This is a genomic window from Williamsia herbipolensis (assembly GCF_036153515.1).
Lineage (GTDB): Bacteria > Actinomycetota > Actinomycetes > Mycobacteriales > Mycobacteriaceae > Williamsia_A > Williamsia_A herbipolensis.
Genome location: NZ_CP108021.1, coordinates 4,470,363 through 4,488,043, shown reverse-complemented (window position 1 = coordinate 4,488,043; position 17,681 = coordinate 4,470,363). Strand labels below are relative to the sequence as shown.

Genomic DNA, 17,681 nt, shown 5'->3' with positions numbered 1-17,681 from the left:
GTGGACGGTCATCGCGTCGAGCCACTCTGCGGTCCGCCGCGATGGCGGCGGACCGTGCGCCCGCGGATGCCGCTGACGATCTCGTAGTCGATGGTGCCGATCGTGTCGGCCCACTCGGTGGCGGTCGGTCCGCCCTGCGTGCCGCGACCGAAGAGCTCGGCCCGATCGCCCTCGCGCACGGTGGTGTCCGCGCCGAGGTCGACCACCATCTGATCCATGCACACCCGCCCGACGCCCGGGTAGACGCGGTCGCCGATGCGTACCCGCAATCGGTTCGACAGCAGGCGCGGGACACCGTCGGCGTATCCGGCCGGAAGCAGCCCGAGCGTCGTGTCGTGCGGCGCGGTCCACGTGTGCGCGTACGACACACCCTGTCCTGCGGGAACGGCCTTCACCATCACCACCTCGGCCGTCAGCGTCATCGCGGGGATCAGCGGGAGGTCGTCGAAGCCGTGGGGCAGCGGGGAGAGCCCGTACACCGCGATACCGGGGCGGACGAGGTCGCGCGAGAGGTCCGGACGAGTGAGTGCCGCAGCGGAATTCGAGATGTGCACCGTCTGCGGTCTGACCCCGAGGCGTGCCATCTCGGCGACGCAGGCGTCGAGTCGCGCGGCCTGGGAGTCGTTGAGCGGGTGGTCGGGGGTGTCGCCGTGCGCGAGGTGGCACATCATGCCGCCGAGCACGATCGATCCCTCGGCCACGGCCGTGGCGACGGCGTCGCGCAGGTCGGGCCAGTCGGCCGGGCCGACTCCGTTGCGGGCGAGTCCGGTGTCGATCTTGATCGTCACCGTGGCCGTTCGTCCGAGCCCCCGTGCCGCGGTCACGACGGCGTCGAGGTGCGCGGTCGAGGAGACCGCGATGTCGATGTCGGCGGCGACGGCGGCCGCGAAATCGGTGGCCGAGGAGTGCAACCAGGCCAGAACGGGAGCGACGACACCACCTGCGCGCAGGGCGAGGGCCTCGGTCACCGTGGCGACACCGAGGGCGCGGGCACCGGCGGCGAGCGCGGCGTGACCGACCTCGACCGCGCCGTGACCGTAGCCGTCGGCCTTGACGACCGCCATCACGTCGGCGCCCGCGCGCTCACGCAGCACCCCCACGTTGTGGGCGATCGCGTCGAGGTCGACCACGGCTTCGAGGGCGGGCGCCGAGAGCGCGGGCGCTGCGGTGATGTCGGCGGTCATCGCTGCCCGTCTCCGACGCTGCGCAGGACGCGGATGGCCGGGCGCACCGCAGCCAGCAGATCCGATGCCCCGATCGGCGCGCCCCGGCCGTCACCGTCGCCCTGTGCCGCCAGCGACGCCGCCCGGGCGTGGGCACGTGCGGCCGCCGCGGCGGCCGGCCGCGGGGCGAGGCCGGCCGCCAGCAACGCACCGGCGATGCCCGACAACACATCTCCCGCGCCCGCGGTCGCCGCCCAGGACGATCCGGCGTCGTTGACCAGTACCGGTCCCGCGCCGTCGGCGACGAGCGTCGCGCGGCCCTTGAGCAGCACGGTGGCGCCGAGCTCGACGGCAAGGTCGGTCACCGCGGCCACCCGATCGGCACCCACCGGGCGTCCGGCGAGTCGTGCGAACTCGCCCGCGTGCGGCGTCAGCAGGGTCGGCGCCACGCGGTCGGCGACCCACGACCGGTGCTCGGAGACGACGGTGATGGCGTCGGCGTCGAGCAGGACGGGGACATCGGTGTCGAGCACGGCAGCGACGAGATCTGCGGCGCGGCTGTCGGTCCCGGCCCCGGGACCGATGACCCACGCCTGGACCCGACCCACGTCGTCGAGATCGCCCGCCTCGCGCACCATCGACGCGACGATCTCGGGATGACGCGACACCACCTGCGATGCGGCCGATCCCGCGTACCGGACCATTCCGGACGTCGCGGCGACGGCGGCTCCCGTGCACAGGACCGCAGCACCGGGAAAGCGATCCGATCCGGCGATGACCCCGGTCACGCCCTGGGTGTACTTGTCGTCGGCGGGGCCCGGGACCGGCCACAGGTCACCGATCTCGGCGTCGCCGAGGGCGACGAGATGCGCTGCGGGCGGGTCGATACCGATGTCGATGCACTCGATGCGACCGCAGCGGTGCGCGGCCAGTGCGTGGGCTCGGCGACGGGTACCGAAGGTGACGGTCACCTCGGCGACGACCGACGGATCGTGCACCTGTCCGGTGTCGGCGTCGACACCCGACGGGATGTCGACGGCGATGATCGGTGCGGTGACATGCTCGAATGCCGCAGCCGCGGTCGGGCGCAGCGGACCCGATCCCCCGATACCCACGACTCCGTCCACGGCGAGGTCGTATGCCCCGGAGGCGACCGACACGACGCGACCACCCGCTCGCCGTAGCGCGGCCAGACCGCCGGGGTGCGCGCGGTCGGGTGCGGTGAGCACGGCGTCGACGGCCACACCCCGGGCGCGTACGAGTGCACCGGCGTGGAGCGCGTCGCCCCCGTTGTCACCGGCGCCGACGATCAGCACCACCCGCGCCCCGTAGATCGCGCCCCGCCGGAGGCGGAGTTCGGAGAGGATCACGTGCGCGAGACCGGTTGCGGCGCGGCGCATCAGCACGCCCGAGGTCAACAGCTCACCCGTCGCCTGCTCGGCCGCCCGGATCTCGTCGGCGGTGTGATGGCCGATCACGCCGACTACTCGACCGTCACCGATTTGGCGAGGTTCCTCGGCTTGTCGACGTCGTAACCGCGCGCCTGCGCGACCGCCGCGGCGAACACCTGCAGTGGCACGGTGGAGACCAGCGGTTGCAACAGGGTCGAGGTCACCGGGATCTCGATGAGGTGATCGGCGAACCCGGCCACGGCGACATCGCCCTCCTCGGCGATGACGATGGTGCGGGCGCCGCGCGCCTGGATCTCCCGGATGTTGCTGACCATCTTCGAGTGCAGCAGCGGTCGGCCACTCGGCGACGGCATCACGATGATCACCGGCAGGCCGTCCTCGATGAGCGCGATGGGGCCGTGCTTGAGCTCGCCCGCCGCGAAGCCCTCGGCGTGCATGTAGGCCAGTTCCTTGAGCTTGAGCGCGCCCTCGAGCGCCACCGGATAGCCGACGTGGCGTCCCAGGAACAGCACGGTGCGCGCGTCGACGAGCGAACGGGCCAGGGCACGAACGGGTTCGACGGTCTCGAGAACGCGCTCGACCGCGTGCGGCATCTGCTCGAGCTCACGGAACTCGCGCGCGACCTCGTCGGGGTATTTCGTACCCCGGGCCTGCGCGAGCGCCAGGCCGACGAGGTACGCCGCGGCGATCTGCGCGAGGAAACACTTGGTCGACGCGACGCCGATCTCGGGTCCGGCGTGGGTGTAGAGCACCGCATCGGACTCCCGCGGGATCTGCGCACCGTTGGTGTTGCAGATCGCCAGCACGCGCGCCTTCTGTTCCTTGGCGTGCCTGACCGCCTCGAGGGTGTCGGCGGTCTCCCCCGACTGCGAGATGGCGACCACGAGCGTGGAGCGGTCGAGGACCGGATCGCGGTAGCGGAACTCGCTGGCCAACTCGACCTCGACCGGCAGCCGGGTCCAGTGCTCGATCGCGTACTTCGCCAACATGCCCGCGTGATAGGCGGTGCCACACGCGACGACGAAGATCTTGTCGATGTCGCGCAGGTCCTGATCGGTGATGCGTTGCTCGTCGAGGACGATGCGACCGTTCTCGAAGTGGCCCACGAGGGTGTCGGCGAGCGCCTGCGGCTGCTCGGCGATCTCCTTGAGCATGAAGAAGTCGTGGCCACCCTTCTCGGCGGCGGCGAGATCCCAGTCGATGTGGAACGGCTTGCCCTCCTGCGGCGTGCCGTCGAAGTCGGTGATGGTGTAGCGCTCGGCGGTGATGACGACCACCTGGTCGTGTCCGAGCTCGACGGCGTCGCGCGTGTGCTCGATGAACGCGGCGACATCGGAGCCCACGAACATCTCGTTCACCCCGACGCCGACCACCAGCGGGGTCGACCGCCGGGCGGCGACGATGGTGCCCGGGTGATCGGAATGGGTGAACACCAGCGTGAACGCACCCTCGAGCCGACCGAGGACGGCGTAGGCCGACGCGACGAAGTCACCCGCATTCGCACCGTTGGCGTACTCGAGGTCGAGCATGTGGACCGCGGTCTCGGTGTCGGTGTCGGAGCTGAACTCGACCCCGGCCGCCTCCACCTCGGCGCGCAGCGCGGCGTAGTTCTCGATGATCCCGTTGTGGACCACGGCGAACTTGCCGTCCCGGCTCACGTGCGGGTGGGCGTTGCGGTCGGTGGGCCGCCCGTGGGTCGCCCACCGTGTGTGGCCCATCCCGCTGGTACCCGCGAACGCCTCGCGACCCACCGTCGCGAGCTGCTTGTCGAGGTTCTCGAGCCGACCGGCCTTCTTCTCGACGGCGGTGTGACCGGCTCCGTCGAGAATGGCGACGCCCGCGGAGTCGTATCCGCGGTACTCCATCCGGCGCAGGGCCTCCACGACGATCTCCAGGGCGTCCCGGTGACCCACGTATCCGACGATTCCGCACATTCGACACAGGTTACCGGGGGTCGGGCGGCACGTTCGGCACCCCGGGTGTCATAGGGTCGAGCCGTGACCTCGGTGAAGAAGTTGTTTGCGCAGCTGTCCCGTCGCGGACCGCACCGTGTGCTGCGGGGCGACATGGCCATCGTCGGACTCCCGGGCCTGGTCTACACCCCCGAATCGGGCAACGACCTGCCCGGCGTGGCGTTCGGCCACGGATGGCTCACCCACAGCAGGCAGTACCGCGACACCCTCGAGCACCTCGCCTCGTGGGGCATCGTCGTCGCCGTCCCCGACACCGAGCGCGGCCCGCTGGCGTCGGACCGCGCACTCGCCGTCGATCTCGAGACCGCGCTGGCGATCATCTCGAGTGTTCGACTGGGCTCCGGTGCGATCACCGTGCACCCCGAGCGACTCGCACTGGCCGGACACGGTCTCGGCGCCTCGGCGGCCGTCCTCGCCGCCGGCGACTCACAGCGAGCGAAGGCGCTGGCCGCACTGTTCCCCGCCCCGACCGGGCCGGCGGTACTGCCCGCCGCGCACCGCGCCCGCGTGCCGGCGCTGATCCTCGCGGCGCCGAAGGACCTCGACGGCATCACCTCCAACGCGCTGGCGCTGCGCAACTCTTTGCAGGGTGACCGGGTCGCGCTGCGCACGGTCCCGAAGTCGACCAACCGCGGACTCGCCGAGGGGTTCAGCGTGCGCAAGCGCCTGGGCGACGGCTCGGACCACTCGAAGACGCAGAAGGCCACGCGCGCCATGCTGACCGGATTCCTGCTCGCGCACCTCGGGGGCACGGCGGTACGCGGCAAGACCGCGATCGGCGACCCCACCTACTCCGACTTCGCCGACCCGTCGGTCGCCATCGGCAAGCTCGAGACCGTCGATCCCGCCGGTGTCGAGATCGACACCACCGATCCGATCACCCGCCTGCTGCGCAGCTGACCCGGCGGCTCCCGCTTCACCGGGCCCCGGTCATCGCGGTTCGGAGTCCAGGATCGGTCGTCGGCGCCGCACCTTCACGTTGTCCTCACCCGGGTCGCGGTCGCGACCGTCGGAGTCGCGTTCGGTGCGATCGTCGTCGTCCGGATCGTCATCAGAGGGCGCCGGGTCCCGCCACGCCTGCGCGGCCGTGATCGACGCGCGGTGGTGACGGTTGCGTGCACGTTCCAGCGTCTCGGTCGCCGTGTGCAGGATCTCCTCGATCTGATCGGCGGGTCTCACCGGTCACCGGCCAGCGCCAGACCGCCGTCGTCTCCGGGGTCGGGGCTCGCACGCGGTGGACGGCTCGTGTCGGCGGCGGGCTCCTCGACGCGATCGGGACGGACTCTCGGTTCGGCCGACGAACCGGGGCCGACGGTCGGCTCGGGACGTGACAGCGGATCGGGAGGCGTCGGTGCCTCCCGGCTCTCCTCGTCGACGAACGGCGTTGCCGGCGCAGGCGTCGGCGGAGTCGGCGACACCGGAGAGGGTGACGGCGGGGCGGGTGGCGACACGGTCTCGGGCACGACCGCGCGCGGCACCGATCTCGGTTGCGGGCCCTCGGGCGCGGTGTCGCGCGGGTGATCCGAGTCGCCGGCGTCGCGATCACGGCCCTGGTCCTGGTCGTGGCCGATGTCGAGGCCGAGGTCGAGGTTCAGCGACAGCGTCGGACCAGATCTCGTGGACGCGTCGGGCAGGAGGCCACCGCGGCCCTGATCCTGCGCGCCACCGAGTGCCTCGACGGCGAGGTTCAACACGGCGCCGAGTCCCCCGGCGGCCGCCATCCCCACCGCGGATACCGACGCCACGGCGGCCTGGGCCAGGGCCGACGCCAGCGGTACCGGGTCGACTCCCCCGATCGTCGCCGGGTGCCCCACGCCGGCCGGCGCGACGTCGGGCTCGACGATGCGGGCCCCGTCACCGCGACCGCCGCCGGTTCGACCTGTCGGCGCGACCGCTCGCGACACCGCCCCGCCCGCGGGTGCCGCGAGCGCGATGTCGGTTCGCGTCCCGCCGAGAGGGGACGTCGGGCGGTGGGATCGGACGCCCTGCGCCACGACGGTGAGACCGTCCGGATACGGCGCGCGGGTCGCGAGTCCCTCGAACGACGCGGCGAGGACGGTGAGGATCTCACCGACGGCGGCGTCGGCGACCTCGACGGCGGCACCGAACAACGCTGTCTTGGCGGCGATGTCGGCCGCGATCGCATCGCGGTTCTCCTCGGCGTCGGCGACCGTGACCGACGTCATCGGACGACCCGCCACGAGGTCGGTCGCGAGGGCCGCGATCGAGAGGTACTTCGCGACCAGCACACGTGAGAGGGCCGCAGCCGTCGCCTCGACGGTGGTGGCGACGTCGCGGATCTGATCGATGGCGTCGTCGGCCCGCACCACGTGTCGGTCGAGTGCCGCGCCCATGGCGTCGGAGGCCACGCCGGTCCACACCGCGGGGATCCGGTCACCGACGGCATCGACGCTCCTGGTGGCGTCGGTGGCGGCCGTGACGACCGACCGCAGGGCCGACGCGTCGTGGATGAGCGCGGACAGGTCGATCCCTTCGGTCACCTCGAACCGGGCGGCGAGGTCGGCGTCGGAGGGGACCGCCACCCCGATCGCGGTGGCGATGGGGCGCACGACCGCGAACCAGCGCAGCCCCGCCAGCGCGGCGGGACGCAGGGTGTCGACACGGTTGTCGATGGGTTGTGCGGTGGTCATGGCAGTCCCGATCCACCGATCCGGCCGGCAGATCCAGAGTCGGTGTCGGCGAGAACAGCTGCCGCCGTGCGCGATCCGTCGGCGAGCCGCTCGATCGACGAACACATCGCCGAGATCTCCCGGTGCAGTGCGTGCATGCCCGCGACGTACGCCTCGGCGTGGCCGAGGTATGCGGCGCCGACCGATCGGGGGCCGAACACCGGCATGTCGACGGCGCGTGTGGCGGCGGCGAGCGACTCGCCGGCCCGATGCACCTCGTCGGCCAGTTCCACGACGCCGCCGACGTCGATCCGCAACGACTCGTCCATGCGCGCCCCCTGTCCCTCTGTCCGTCCCTGACCCGCCGATTCTCGGTTCGACGATGATAGGACGCCGACCGGGCCCGATGGGTTCCCCTGATACGACAGATCGGTGGGCAGGCGCCTCAGGCGATGTGCGCCGCGGACAGTGCGTCGAGGAGCGCGCGTGGGCGGTCGGGCACCGGGAGGGGTTCGACGAGGGCGAACGAGCAACCGATGCCGCGTGCGCCGCCGTCGGCCTCCTCGCTGTCACCGATCATCAGCGTGCGGGAGGGATCGACGTCGAGGTGATCGGTCGCGAATCGGAAGATCCCCGCATCGGGTTTGGTGATCCCGACCTCGTGCGACAGCGCCCACACGTCGACGAGGTGGTCGACGCCGTGGCGGGCGAACACCGCCCGCAGGTCGAAGGCGATGTTGCTGACGATGCCGATGGCGATGCTGCGCTCGGCCAGCAGTGTCAGCGCCGACACCGTGTCGGGGTAGGCATCCCACGACTCGGCGGCGAGGACCCGCTCGTACAGGGATTCGGCGTGGCCGGGCACGGCAAGACCTGATGCGCGCAGCACCGCGAGATAGGACGCCCGGTGCAGAGCGGGATCGAGGTCGCGGCGCAGCCAGGCCGCGCGCATCTCGTCGTCGAGTTCCGCGGGTACACCGGTGGGGGCCGTCATCCGGCGGATCAACTCCGCCTGCAGGTGCCCGTCGATCGGGGCGCCGTCCTCGTCATGGAGCTCGGTGAACCACTCGGCCCGCTCGGTGAAGCGGAACAGGGTGCCCGAGAAGTCGAAGAGGACCGCCGCGGGTTTCCCGGTCGGAGACCGCCCGTCGTCCCCGGTCGGAGACCGCCCGTCGTCCCCGGTCGGAGACCGCCCGTCGTCCCCGGTCGGAGACCGCCCGTCGTCTCCGGTCACTGCCCGACCGATCCGACGACGTCGGCGATCCGCCGGGCGATGCTGTCGGCCTCGTGCGCGGTGGTCGCCTCCACCATCACTCGCACGAGTTGCTCGGTTCCCGACGGGCGCAACAGAACTCGCCCGGAATCGCCGAGTTCGGCGCCGGCGGTGACGACCGCCTCGCGCACCGATTCCGCACCGGCGACGGCGTCCTTGTCGGCGACGGGGACGTTGATGAGGATCTGCGGCAGCGTGGTGATGACCGACGCCAGGTCGGCCAGATCGCGTCCGGTCTGCGCCATGCGCGCCATCAGCATCAGCCCGGTCAGGATGCCGTCGCCGGTGGTGGCGAACGACGGGAGCACCACGTGTCCGGACTGCTCGCCGCCGAGCGCGAACGCACCCGAGCGCAGTTCCTCCAACACGTACCGGTCGCCGACGGCGGTGGTGCGCAGGTCGATACCGGCCGACCGCATCGCGATGTGCAGGCCGAGGTTGCTCATCACGGTGGCGACGAGGGTGTTGTGCGTCAGCGTGTTCGACTCTTTCATCGCCACCGCGAGCACCGCCAGGATCGCGTCGCCGTCGACGACGTCACCGGTCGCGTCGACGGCGAGACAGCGGTCGGCATCGCCGTCGTGGGCCAACCCGATGTCGGCGCCGTGCTCGATGACGGCCTTGCGGATCACGTCGAGGTGGGTCGAGCCGCACCCGTCGTTGATGTTGAGCCCGTCGGGCTCGGCGTTCAGTGGGATGACGGTGGCGCCGGCCGCACGGTAGGCGGCCGGGGCGGTGAGACTCGCTGCGCCGTGGGCACAGTCGACGACGACGGTGATGCCGTCGAGGGGTGCGGACACCGCGGCGGCGAGGTGGTCGAGGTAGGGGCGCGCGGCGTCGGCGGCATCGAGGATCCGGCCGATGCCCGCGCCCACCGGCCGTGTCAGAGCGTCCGCGGGGGCGGCGATCGCCGCCTCGATGCGCTCCTCGATGTCGTCGGCGAGCTTGTGGCCGCCGGCGGCGAAGAGCTTGATCCCGTTGTCGGGCATGGGATTGTGCGACGCCGAGATCATCACGCCGAAGGCGGCGCGGTGATGATCGGTGAGGAAGGCGACGGCGGGCGTCGGCAGCACACCCACGCGCAACGCGTCGACCCCGGCGGCGGCGAGACCGGCGCAGACTGCGGCCTCGAGCATCTCACCGGAGGCTCGCGGATCACGCCCGACGACCGCCAGGGGACGGGAGCCGACGTCGGTGGACGGCGTGGCCAGCACGTCGGCGGCCGCGCGGGCCACGCTCACGGCCAGCTCGGGTGTGAGGTCGGCGTTGGCGAGACCGCGAACGCCGTCGGTGCCGAAGAGTCGTCCCATGGGGTACCCCTGTTCGATCGGGAGAAAGGTGTCACAGAACGCACTCGAGCAGGTGTCCAGAGGATCCTGAACACCTGCTCGGTGCAGGCGGAGATCAGCGCACAGGCGCCGTGATCAACGCTTGGAGTACTGCGATGCCTTGCGGGCCTTCTTGAGGCCGTACTTCTTGCGCTCGACCGCGCGCGGGTCACGGGTGAGGAACCCGGCCTTCTTGAGCGCGGGACGATCGTCGGGGGCGACCTCGATGAGGGCGCGGGCGATCGCCAGACGCAGCGCGCCGGCCTGTCCCGACGGTCCGCCGCCGACGAGCTTGGCGTGGACGTCGAACGACTCGGTGCGCTCGACGATGACCAGCGGGGCCTTGATCAGCTGCTGGTGCACCTTGTTGGGGAAGTACGCCTCGAGGGTGCGGCCGTTCAGCGTGAACTGACCCGAACCGGGGGCCATCCGCACGCGGACGACGGCCTCCTTGCGGCGACCGACGGTCTGGATCGGACGGTCGAGGTGGATCGGGGCCGGCGCCGGGGTGGCGTCGAGCGCCTCGGTACCGGTGGCCTCGTCGACCACGTAGTCGTCGCTGGCGACCTCGGCCGCGGCGACATCGACCGGGGCGTACTCACCCTCGACGGCATCGCCGATGGTGTTCTCTGTCGACGGGGACACGTCGGACTGGGGCTCGGTCACTGGGACACCTGCTTGATCTCGAAGGGAGCGGGACGCTGTGCCGCATGGGGGTGGTCGGGGCCGGCGTAGACCTTGAGCTTGCCGAACATCGCCCGACCCAGCTTGGTCTTGGGGAGCATGCCGTTGACGGCCTTCTCGATCACGCGCTCGGGGTGGGTCTCGAGCAGCTGTGCGGTGGTACGCGAGGTGAGACCACCCGGATGCCCGGAGTGCCGGTAGTTGAGCTTGCGCTCGGCCTTGTTGCTGGTGAGCACGATCTTCTCGGCGTTGATGATGACGACGAAGTCACCGCCGTCCATGTGCGGGGCGTAGGTCGGCTTGTGCTTGCCGCGCAGCAGATGGGCGGTCTGCACGGCGAGCCGGCCGAGCACCACGTCGGTGGCGTCGATGACGTGCCACGCGTGCGTGATGTCACCGGCCTTCGGGGTGTAGGTGGACACAGGTGTTCCGTTCCGTTGGTGTGGAGCTGGTCGGATGCGACGGCGGGGTGATTCCCGGCGACCAGTGGGGACCCGGGGACCCGGTTCGCCCCGCATGGCGGGGTGCCGCGCACCAGCGGTTCAGAGTACGGGGTCGCCCCGGGCCGGTCAAAACGCCTCCCTGGGCGCCTCACCTGCTCTGATGCTCCTCAGCGCAGCGGCGCGATCGTGACCGAGCCGACCGCGGCGGCGCACGCGTCGTCGACGGACTCACCGCGGGTACCGGGTTGGCACCCGACGCTCACCTGCAGTGCCGCCGAGACCATCACGTACCACCGGATCGCCGCACCCGAGCCGGGCGTCTCCCGGTAGCTGATCACGTCGCGGTCGGCGTACCGGGTGACGGCCGAGAACTCCGACACGGTGTCACCGCCGCTCTGCCGCAGCCGGTTGCGCAGGCTGGTCGCGACCGTCGTCGGGGTCGAATCGATCCGCACCGCGTTCTGCACGACGATGATCCGGCGGTCGTCGGTGCGCGCGGCGAAGGTGGTGAAGGGGATGGCGCCGGTGTCGTCGACGGCGTCGCTCGTGCGGCGCCAGTCGACGGGCACCACCATTGACACCCGGCCCACGTCGGCGCGTACCGAGGTCGCCGGGGCCGCGGTCACCGAGGGCGTGTCGTCGGACCCGCCGAAGGCGACCGTGCCCGCGACGACGGCGGCGATCACGACACCGACGGCGACCGCGCCGACGACGAGGGCGCGACGGCTCGGCCCTCGTGCGGCGGTGGTGTCGGGGGGTCGCGGCGGTGGGCTCGAGGGGAGCACCTCTCCCCCGAATCGGTGGATCAGTGCCCGTTCGACGGCGGCCACACGGCCGGTCGGGGTCGCGTCCTCGAACAGGCGGATCGCGGCGGCGAGCCGGTCACGGTTGTCGCCGTCGACGAGGATCGCCTCGACCGTGTCGTCGACCAGCTCGCCCACGACCGCGGGGTCGGAGGGGTCGTCGAGGACGTCGGTCCGTGCCACGTGCCATCCGTCGTCGTCGCGGGTGATGCGATGCACGTCGAGGCGGCCGTCGTGGGTCTCGGCCACCACGCAGACCCGCGCCGACGGTTCGAGATGGGTCGCCGCCACGAGGACGGCGCGAGGGGCGGCGTGCACGGTCGTCGCGGCTGCGGCGCGTGCGACGACGGTCCTCGCCCCGTCGATCACGATCCCCGCGCGTCGACTCCCCCACGTGGTGGGGTGGGCGATGGTGAGCGACTGCGGCAGGTGCGGTCCGACGACGTCGCCGAACGCCTGCGCCCACGCGTCACCGATCCCGCGCGGGGCGCCGTGGAGCTGGACGTGGTCGCTGTCGATCGACTCGATGAGGGTGCCGACCCGCACACCGGGTCGCCCGCCGACCTCGAGTCGCGCGTAGGCGACATCGACGACGGGCGACCGCTCGACCGTCACGGTGTCGCGGTGGTCGGCGTTTTCGGATCGTTCGTGGGCGTCCCCCGACACCGGTGGTCCTCAGCCCGCGCTGCGGGCCGGTCGCAGTTCGCGCGGCAGGGCGAAGGTGAGCGTCTCGTTGGCGGTGGTCACGGTCTCGACCGAGCCGTAACCGTGCTCGGCGAGCAGGTCCACGACACCGCGCACCAGCACCTCGGGCACGGAGGCGCCCGAGGTGACACCGACGGTCTGCGCGCCCTCGAACCAGCTGGTGTCGATGTCGCGGGCGTAGTCCACCAGGTACGAGGCCCGGGCGCCGGCCTGCAGCGCCACCTCGACCAGCCGGACCGAGTTCGAGGAGTTCGTCGACCCGACGACGATGAGGAGGTCGCAGTGCGGGGCCATGGCCTTGACCGCGACCTGACGGTTCTGGGTGGCGTAGCAGATGTCGTCGCTCGGCGGGTCCTGCAGCAGCGGGAACCGCTCGCGCAGCTTCGACACCGTCTCCATCGTCTCGTCGACCGACAGCGTGGTCTGCGACAGCCAGATCACCTTCGACTCGTCGCGGACGGTGACGCCGTCGACGCTCTGGGGTCCGTCGACGAGCTGGATGTGCTCGGGGGCCTCACCCGCGGTGCCCTCGACCTCCTCGTGGCCCTCGTGGCCGATGAGCAGGATGTCGAAGTCGTCGCGGGCGAAACGCTTGGCCTCCTGGTGCACCTTGGTCACCAGGGGGCAGGTCGCGTCGATGGTGCGCAGGTTGCGCGACGCCGCCGTCTCGTGGACGGCGGGCGACACACCGTGCGCGGAGAACACGACGAGCTGGCCCTCGGGCACCTCGTCGGTCTCGTCGACGAAGACGACGCCCTTCTCGGTCAACGTCTCCACCACGTGGCGGTTGTGGACGATCTCCTTGCGGACGTAGACGGGCGCGCCGTGCTTCTCGAGGGCCTTCTCGACGGTCTCGATGGCGCGGTCCACGCCGGCGCAGTATCCGCGCGGCTCGGCCAACAGCACTCGCTTGGTGGGCTCGGCAGTGGTGGTCATGTACTCCAGCCTACGGCCCCCGTTCGATGGTCGGGGTTCCGGCGGATCCGACGCCGATGGTGTCGGCGACCACCCCGTCAGTGGTCACCGCCGCCCTGATGAGGCAGAGTTGAGCCATGTTTCGCCCACCGTTTGCGGCTCGAGTGGTCACCGGTCTGATAGTGACCGCGATCGAGGAGACGAAAAAGCTTCCCACCACCGCGGTCACACTGCCCATGACCGCCGTGAGCTCCACGGTGCAGGCGGCGATGCGGTGGCAACAGAACATCGCCGAACTGGCCATCAAGGGCGACGAGGTGTTCGACACCCTCTTCCACCGCGCCGAGGAGAAGCCCGAGTGGGCGACCTTCGACGACGACGACGCGTTCATGGACCCGTCGCCGACACGCGCCGACCGCTCCCCTGCCGCCGCCCAGGACGCCGGTGACTCGCCGGAGCCCGACGACAGCCGGACCGCCGACGCCGACGGCGGCGCCACCGTCACGCCGATCTCGGCCGCACCGGGTGCCGCGGCGGCAACACCCGCCGACATGCCCGAGCACCAGGCCGAGACCGTCGAGCCCACCCCGCCGGTGAAGAAAGCCCCGGCGAAGAAGGCACCCGCCAAGAAGGCCGCTGCTTCGAAGGCACCCGCGAAGAAGGCCCCGGCCAAGGCGCCCGCGAAGAAGGCCGCCGCGAAGGCACCGGCCGCGAACGCATCGGACGACGAGACCGGCGCCCCGGGCAAGGGCCGTTTCGCGCTCTACAGCTCTGCCCCCGAGACCGTGCTGCAGTCCGACGTCGAGTCCTCCCCCGCCGCCCCGGCGGCCGATGCCCCCGAGATCGTCGAGTTCCTCGACTACGACGCCCTCACCCTCGCCCAGCTGCGGGCGAAGATCCGTTCGGTCGATCTCGACGACCTGCGCGCGCTGGCCGACTACGAGCGCGGCCACCGCGGACGCGCCCCGTTCCAGACGATGCTCGACAACCGGATCACCGCCGCATCGGCGAAGTGATCAGCGTGGACACCGTCCCCGCCGACTCCCGAACCCGTTTCTCCACACGGTGACCGCGCCCGGCAAGTCCACACCGGAGGCGCCGTGGCCGGTGCGGACGCTCAACGCCAAGATCGGTGACTGGATCCACCGGCTCGGGCAGGTGTGGGTGGAGGGTCAGATCACCCAGATCAGCCGACGGCCGGGCACGAAGACGGCGTTCCTGCAGCTGCGGGACCCGTCGGCCGACATCTCGTTGACCATCACGTGCTCGCCGACGGTGATCGACCGCTGTGAGGTACCGCTGACCGAGGGTGCCCGCGTCATCATGGCCGGTCGACCCAGCTTCTACGCCGGGCGGGCGACGATCTCGTTGCGGGTCACCGAGATCCGGCCCGTCGGCATCGGGGAACTCCTCGCGCGCATCGAGCGTCTGCGCCGCCTTCTCGCCGCCGAGGGACTCTTCGACGACCGGCTCAAACGACCACTGCCCTTCCTGCCGCACGGCGTCGGTGTGATCACCGGACGGGCCAGTGCGGCCGAGCGGGACGTGGTGAGCGTCGCGCAGGGCCGGTGGCCGTCGGTTCGGATGGTGGTGCGCAACACGCCCGTTCAGGGACCGACGGCGGTGCCGGCGATACTCAAGGCTCTCGCCGATCTCGACTCGGATCGGTCGGTGTCGGTCATCGTGATCGCCCGTGGCGGTGGTTCGGTGGAGGATCTGTTGCCGTTCTCCGACGAGGCCCTGTGCCGCGCGGTGTCGCGGGCCCGCACGCCGATCGTCTCGGCGATCGGCCACGAACCCGACCACCCGCTGTTGGACCTCGTGGCCGATCTGCGTGCCGCGACCCCGACCGACGCCGCCAAACGCGTGGTTCCCGATGTCGCCGCCGAACTGGCCCTGCTGGGTGAGCTGCGTGCGAGATGCGCCGGCGCGCTGCGGAACTGGGTATCGCGCGAGCAGCACGGGCTCGCGGGCCTGCGTGCCCGGCCGGTACTCGCCGATCCCCTGCGCATGATCGACGAACGCGTGGCCGGCATCGAGCGCGCCCGCGGCGAGTTGCGCCGCGAGGTGGCGCGTTTCGTGGGCTACGAGGAGCAGCGCATCGAGAACCTGTCGTCGCGGGTGGCCACACTGGGACCCGCACAGACCCTCGCCCGCGGTTACGCCGTGGTGCAACGCATCTCGGGCGACGACCCCCCACACGTGGTCGGTTCGGTCGACGACATGCCCATCGGGTCGCAGATCCGGGTCCGCGTGGCCGACGGCGCGATGCGCGCCGCGGTCATGCAGGCCGCCGAGAAACCCATCACCCGACGTGAGGACCGCTGATCATGGCCACCCGCAAGCCCGACGCCGCGACCGACGGAAGTTCCGGGGGGTCGGACGCCGAGGAGTCGATCGAGTCGCTGGGCTACGAACAGGCGCGCGACGAGTTGATCGGTGTGGTGCGGACCCTCGAGCAGGGCGGCCTCGATCTCGATGCGTCGCTGACGTTGTGGGAACGCGGCGAGGCGTTGGCGCGCCGATGTGAGGAACATCTCGAGGGTGCTCGCGAGCGGATCGAGACCGCGCTCGGTGACGTCGACGCGGACGACGCAGACGGCGATCTCGCCGATGACGACGACCTCGACGACTGAGCGCCCGCGCGCCGCGGCCTATCCCGTCGGGACGGGCAGCGCGCTGCGCGGGATGACGGGGGCGGCCAGGACCGCCATGGCCATCGTGGTGAAGTCCCCGTCACCGCCCTTGCTGTAGAGCCCGATGCGGACGTCGCCGAGGTTGGCGACCCAGATCGACCGGTCGTTGTCGGTGCGGTACTGCACCCACTGCTTCTCGCCGACCGTGATGGTCCCGCGGCCCAGGGCCTGGCCCGGTGACAGATATCCGACCAGCGAGTCCTCGGGCGCGTTGGTCTGGCTGAGCTGCATGTACGCGCCGTCGGTGGTGAGGTATCCGGTGTTGCTCACCGAGGTGGCGTCGATGCCCGCGGTGCTGCCGGTGTTGGGCTTCCAGCCCTGCGGTGTCTCGGGCAGACGTACCGGGAACGGCAGCGACGCGGCGTTGGCGGTGAGCCCGGCCCGTACGTCGTAGGCGGGCGTCTTGTCGTCGCTCGCACCCCCGGTGAGACCCACCGAGCAGTTGCCCGAGACGACGGCGATGATGGCGCAGATCGCTATGAGCGGTATCAGCGACCAGATCATGTCCTTGTGATCGGTGAGGATCCGGGGTTTGGCAGCCACCAGACCAGTATCCACCCCGCTCGTGACAGGATTACCCCACCACACCAGACGACCCCAGGAGGCCGTAGATGTCCACCCCCACCCGTAACCCGCAGGCCCCGGACCGCAACCTGGCGATGGAGCTGGTGCGTGTGACCGAGGCCGCGGCGCTGGCCGCGGGCCGGTGGGTGGGTCGCGGAGACAAGAACGGTGGCGACAAGGCCGCTGTCGACGCGATGCGCGAACTGCTGTCGACGGTGTCGATGCGCGGCGTGGTGGTCATCGGTGAGGGCGAGAAGGACGAGGCGCCGATGCTCTACAACGGCGAGGAGGTCGGCAACGGCCAGGGGCCCGAGGTCGACGTCGCCGTCGACCCGATCGACGGCACCACCCTGATGGCCGAGGGCCGCCCCAACTCGATCGCCGTCATCGCGGTGTCCGAGCGCGGCACCATGTTCGACCCGTCGGCGGTGTTCTACATGGAGAAGATCGCCGTCGGTCCCGAGGCCGCCGGATCGATCGACATCACCAAGCCCGTCGAGTGGAACGTCCGCGCCGTCGCCGACGCCAAGGGCATCGAGGTCGGTGACGTGACCGTCGTCGTGCTCGACCGTCCGCGCCACGCCGATCTGATCGGTGAGATCCGCGCCGCCGGCGCGAAGGTGCGCCTCATCTCCGACGGCGACGTCGCAGGCGCCATCGCCGCGGCCGGCGAGTACAGCTCCGTCGACATGCTCATGGGCATCGGCGGTACGCCCGAGGGCATCATCACCGCGGTCTCGATGAAGTGCATGGGCGGAGAGATCCAGGCACGCCTGTGGCCGCGCGACGACGAGGAGAAGCAGAAGGCGATCGACGCCGGACACGATCTCGGTCGGGTCCTCAAGACCGACGATCTCGTCAGCGGCGAGAACATGTTCTTCTGCGCCACCGGCGTCACCAACGGCGACATGCTGCGCGGGGTCACCTACCGCCGCAACGGCGCGACCACCCGGTCGCTGGTCATGCGGTCGAAGTCGGGCACCATCCGCCACATCGAGGGTGTGCACCAGTTGGCGAAGCTGCGCGAGTTCGCCTCGGTCGACCTCGGCCCCGGCGACTGACCGCCCCCGCGGCGACGAGGGCTGTCGCGGC

18 protein-coding genes are annotated in these 17,681 nt (G+C 71.2%); 5 read left to right on the top strand and 13 right to left on the bottom strand.

The window, feature by feature from the left end; translation table 11 throughout:
- Positions 1 to 8: 8 nt before the first annotated feature.
- Genes alr through glmS form a run of 3 tightly spaced genes read right to left on the bottom strand, consistent with a single transcriptional unit; the run spans position 9 to position 4,509 of the window.
- Positions 9 to 1,184, bottom strand: a complete 1,176-nt coding sequence (gene alr, locus OG579_RS20925; RefSeq protein WP_328857518.1) for an alanine racemase — start codon at positions 1,182 to 1,184, stop codon at positions 9 to 11.
- Entirely contained in the window at positions 1,181 to 2,641 is a 1,461-nt protein-coding gene (locus OG579_RS20920; RefSeq protein WP_328857517.1) for an NAD(P)H-hydrate dehydratase, read from the bottom strand. Before OG579_RS20920 ends, alr begins: the two co-directional genes overlap by 4 nt.
- 5 nt (positions 2,642 to 2,646) lie before the next feature.
- Positions 2,647 to 4,509: a glutamine--fructose-6-phosphate transaminase (isomerizing) gene (gene glmS, locus OG579_RS20915; RefSeq protein WP_055791484.1), complete on the bottom strand. Its 1,863-nt coding sequence runs from the start codon at positions 4,507 to 4,509 to the stop codon at positions 2,647 to 2,649.
- Positions 4,510 to 4,572: 63 nt separating this feature from the next.
- Between glmS and OG579_RS20910 the strand changes: the two genes are divergently transcribed.
- Positions 4,573 to 5,448 (top strand): dienelactone hydrolase family protein, encoded by an 876-nt coding sequence (locus OG579_RS20910; protein ID WP_328857516.1) that lies wholly within the window; start codon positions 4,573 to 4,575, stop codon positions 5,446 to 5,448.
- 30 nt (positions 5,449 to 5,478) lie between these two features.
- On the opposite strand, the gene OG579_RS20905 is transcribed toward OG579_RS20910, so the two are convergent.
- The 9 genes from OG579_RS20905 to OG579_RS20865 all read right to left on the bottom strand — a co-directional run bounded on the left by OG579_RS20905 (position 5,479) and on the right by OG579_RS20865 (position 13,350).
- A complete protein-coding gene (locus OG579_RS20905) occupies positions 5,479 to 5,727 on the bottom strand; it encodes a hypothetical protein (protein ID WP_328857515.1) in 249 nt (82 codons plus the stop codon).
- A complete protein-coding gene (locus OG579_RS20900; RefSeq protein ID WP_328857514.1) occupies positions 5,724 to 7,199 on the bottom strand; it encodes a hypothetical protein in 1,476 nt (491 codons plus the stop codon). The genes OG579_RS20905 and OG579_RS20900 overlap by 4 nt, the downstream gene beginning before the upstream one ends.
- Complete coding sequence (locus OG579_RS20895; protein ID WP_328857513.1) at positions 7,196 to 7,507, bottom strand: type VII secretion target; 312 nt, start codon at positions 7,505 to 7,507, stop codon at positions 7,196 to 7,198. Before OG579_RS20895 ends, OG579_RS20900 begins: the two co-directional genes overlap by 4 nt.
- A gap of 116 nt (positions 7,508 to 7,623) precedes the next feature.
- The gene (locus OG579_RS20890; protein ID WP_328857512.1) at positions 7,624 to 8,412 is read right to left on the bottom strand and encodes an HAD family hydrolase; all 789 of its coding nucleotides are present in this window, start codon (positions 8,410 to 8,412) and stop codon (positions 7,624 to 7,626) included.
- Positions 8,409 to 9,761 (bottom strand): phosphoglucosamine mutase, encoded by a 1,353-nt coding sequence (glmM, locus tag OG579_RS20885; RefSeq protein ID WP_328857511.1) that lies wholly within the window; start codon positions 9,759 to 9,761, stop codon positions 8,409 to 8,411. The genes OG579_RS20890 and glmM overlap by 4 nt, the downstream gene beginning before the upstream one ends.
- A 114-nt stretch (positions 9,762 to 9,875) precedes the next feature.
- Positions 9,876 to 10,400 carry a 30S ribosomal protein S9 gene (rpsI, locus tag OG579_RS20880; RefSeq protein WP_328859309.1) on the bottom strand — a complete coding sequence of 175 codons (525 nt, stop codon included), beginning with the start codon at positions 10,398 to 10,400 and terminating at the stop codon, positions 9,876 to 9,878.
- Positions 10,401 to 10,441: 41 nt separating this feature from the next.
- A complete protein-coding gene (gene rplM / locus OG579_RS20875) occupies positions 10,442 to 10,885 on the bottom strand; it encodes a 50S ribosomal protein L13 (protein WP_045822065.1) in 444 nt (147 codons plus the stop codon).
- Between the two features lie 188 nt (positions 10,886 to 11,073).
- Positions 11,074 to 12,375: a type VII secretion-associated protein gene (locus tag OG579_RS20870; protein WP_328857510.1), complete on the bottom strand. Its 1,302-nt coding sequence runs from the start codon at positions 12,373 to 12,375 to the stop codon at positions 11,074 to 11,076.
- Positions 12,376 to 12,384: 9 nt separating this feature from the next.
- Positions 12,385 to 13,350: a 4-hydroxy-3-methylbut-2-enyl diphosphate reductase gene (locus OG579_RS20865; protein ID WP_328857509.1), complete on the bottom strand. Its 966-nt coding sequence runs from the start codon at positions 13,348 to 13,350 to the stop codon at positions 12,385 to 12,387.
- A 116-nt stretch (positions 13,351 to 13,466) separates the two neighbouring features.
- On the opposite strand from OG579_RS20865, the gene OG579_RS20860 reads away from it, so the two are divergent.
- From OG579_RS20860 to OG579_RS20850, 3 genes are read left to right on the top strand one after another with little or no spacing between them, the layout of a single operon-like run.
- Positions 13,467 to 14,345 (top strand): lipid droplet-associated protein, encoded by an 879-nt coding sequence (locus OG579_RS20860; RefSeq protein WP_328857508.1) that lies wholly within the window; start codon positions 13,467 to 13,469, stop codon positions 14,343 to 14,345.
- Positions 14,346 to 14,394: 49 nt separating this feature from the next.
- A complete protein-coding gene (gene xseA, locus OG579_RS20855; RefSeq protein WP_328857507.1) occupies positions 14,395 to 15,657 on the top strand; it encodes an exodeoxyribonuclease VII large subunit in 1,263 nt (420 codons plus the stop codon).
- 2 nt (positions 15,658 to 15,659) lie between these two features.
- Complete coding sequence (locus tag OG579_RS20850) at positions 15,660 to 15,965, top strand: exodeoxyribonuclease VII small subunit (RefSeq protein ID WP_328857506.1); 306 nt, start codon at positions 15,660 to 15,662, stop codon at positions 15,963 to 15,965.
- Positions 15,966 to 15,983: 18 nt separating this feature from the next.
- Here OG579_RS20850 and OG579_RS20845 read toward each other — a convergent pair whose 3' ends face one another.
- Positions 15,984 to 16,568: a DUF4245 domain-containing protein gene (locus OG579_RS20845; RefSeq protein ID WP_328857505.1), complete on the bottom strand. Its 585-nt coding sequence runs from the start codon at positions 16,566 to 16,568 to the stop codon at positions 15,984 to 15,986.
- Between the two features lie 68 nt (positions 16,569 to 16,636).
- Here OG579_RS20845 and glpX point away from each other — a divergent pair, with 68 nt between their 5' ends.
- A complete protein-coding gene (gene glpX, locus OG579_RS20840) occupies positions 16,637 to 17,650 on the top strand; it encodes a class II fructose-bisphosphatase (protein ID WP_045822059.1) in 1,014 nt (337 codons plus the stop codon).
- Positions 17,651 to 17,681 lie beyond the last annotated feature (31 nt).

Excerpts from the sequence above, each read along its gene's own strand:
- alr (WP_328857518.1), bottom strand. The coding sequence starts at position 1,184 with ATGACCGCCGACATCACCGCAGCGCCCGCGCTCTCGGCGCCCGCCCTC.
- glmS (WP_055791484.1), bottom strand. The coding sequence starts at position 4,509 with ATGTGCGGAATCGTCGGATACGTGGGTCACCGGGACGCCCTGGAGATC.
- OG579_RS20900 (WP_328857514.1), bottom strand. The coding sequence starts at position 7,199 with ATGACCACCGCACAACCCATCGACAACCGTGTCGACACCCTGCGTCCC.
- OG579_RS20895 (WP_328857513.1), bottom strand. The coding sequence starts at position 7,507 with ATGGACGAGTCGTTGCGGATCGACGTCGGCGGCGTCGTGGAACTGGCC.
- glmM (WP_328857511.1), bottom strand. The coding sequence starts at position 9,761 with ATGGGACGACTCTTCGGCACCGACGGCGTTCGCGGTCTCGCCAACGCC.
- OG579_RS20865 (WP_328857509.1), bottom strand. The coding sequence starts at position 13,350 with ATGACCACCACTGCCGAGCCCACCAAGCGAGTGCTGTTGGCCGAGCCG.
- OG579_RS20860 (WP_328857508.1), top strand. The coding sequence starts at position 13,467 with ATGTTTCGCCCACCGTTTGCGGCTCGAGTGGTCACCGGTCTGATAGTG.
- OG579_RS20850 (WP_328857506.1), top strand. The coding sequence starts at position 15,660 with ATGGCCACCCGCAAGCCCGACGCCGCGACCGACGGAAGTTCCGGGGGG.
- glpX (WP_045822059.1), top strand. The coding sequence starts at position 16,637 with ATGTCCACCCCCACCCGTAACCCGCAGGCCCCGGACCGCAACCTGGCG.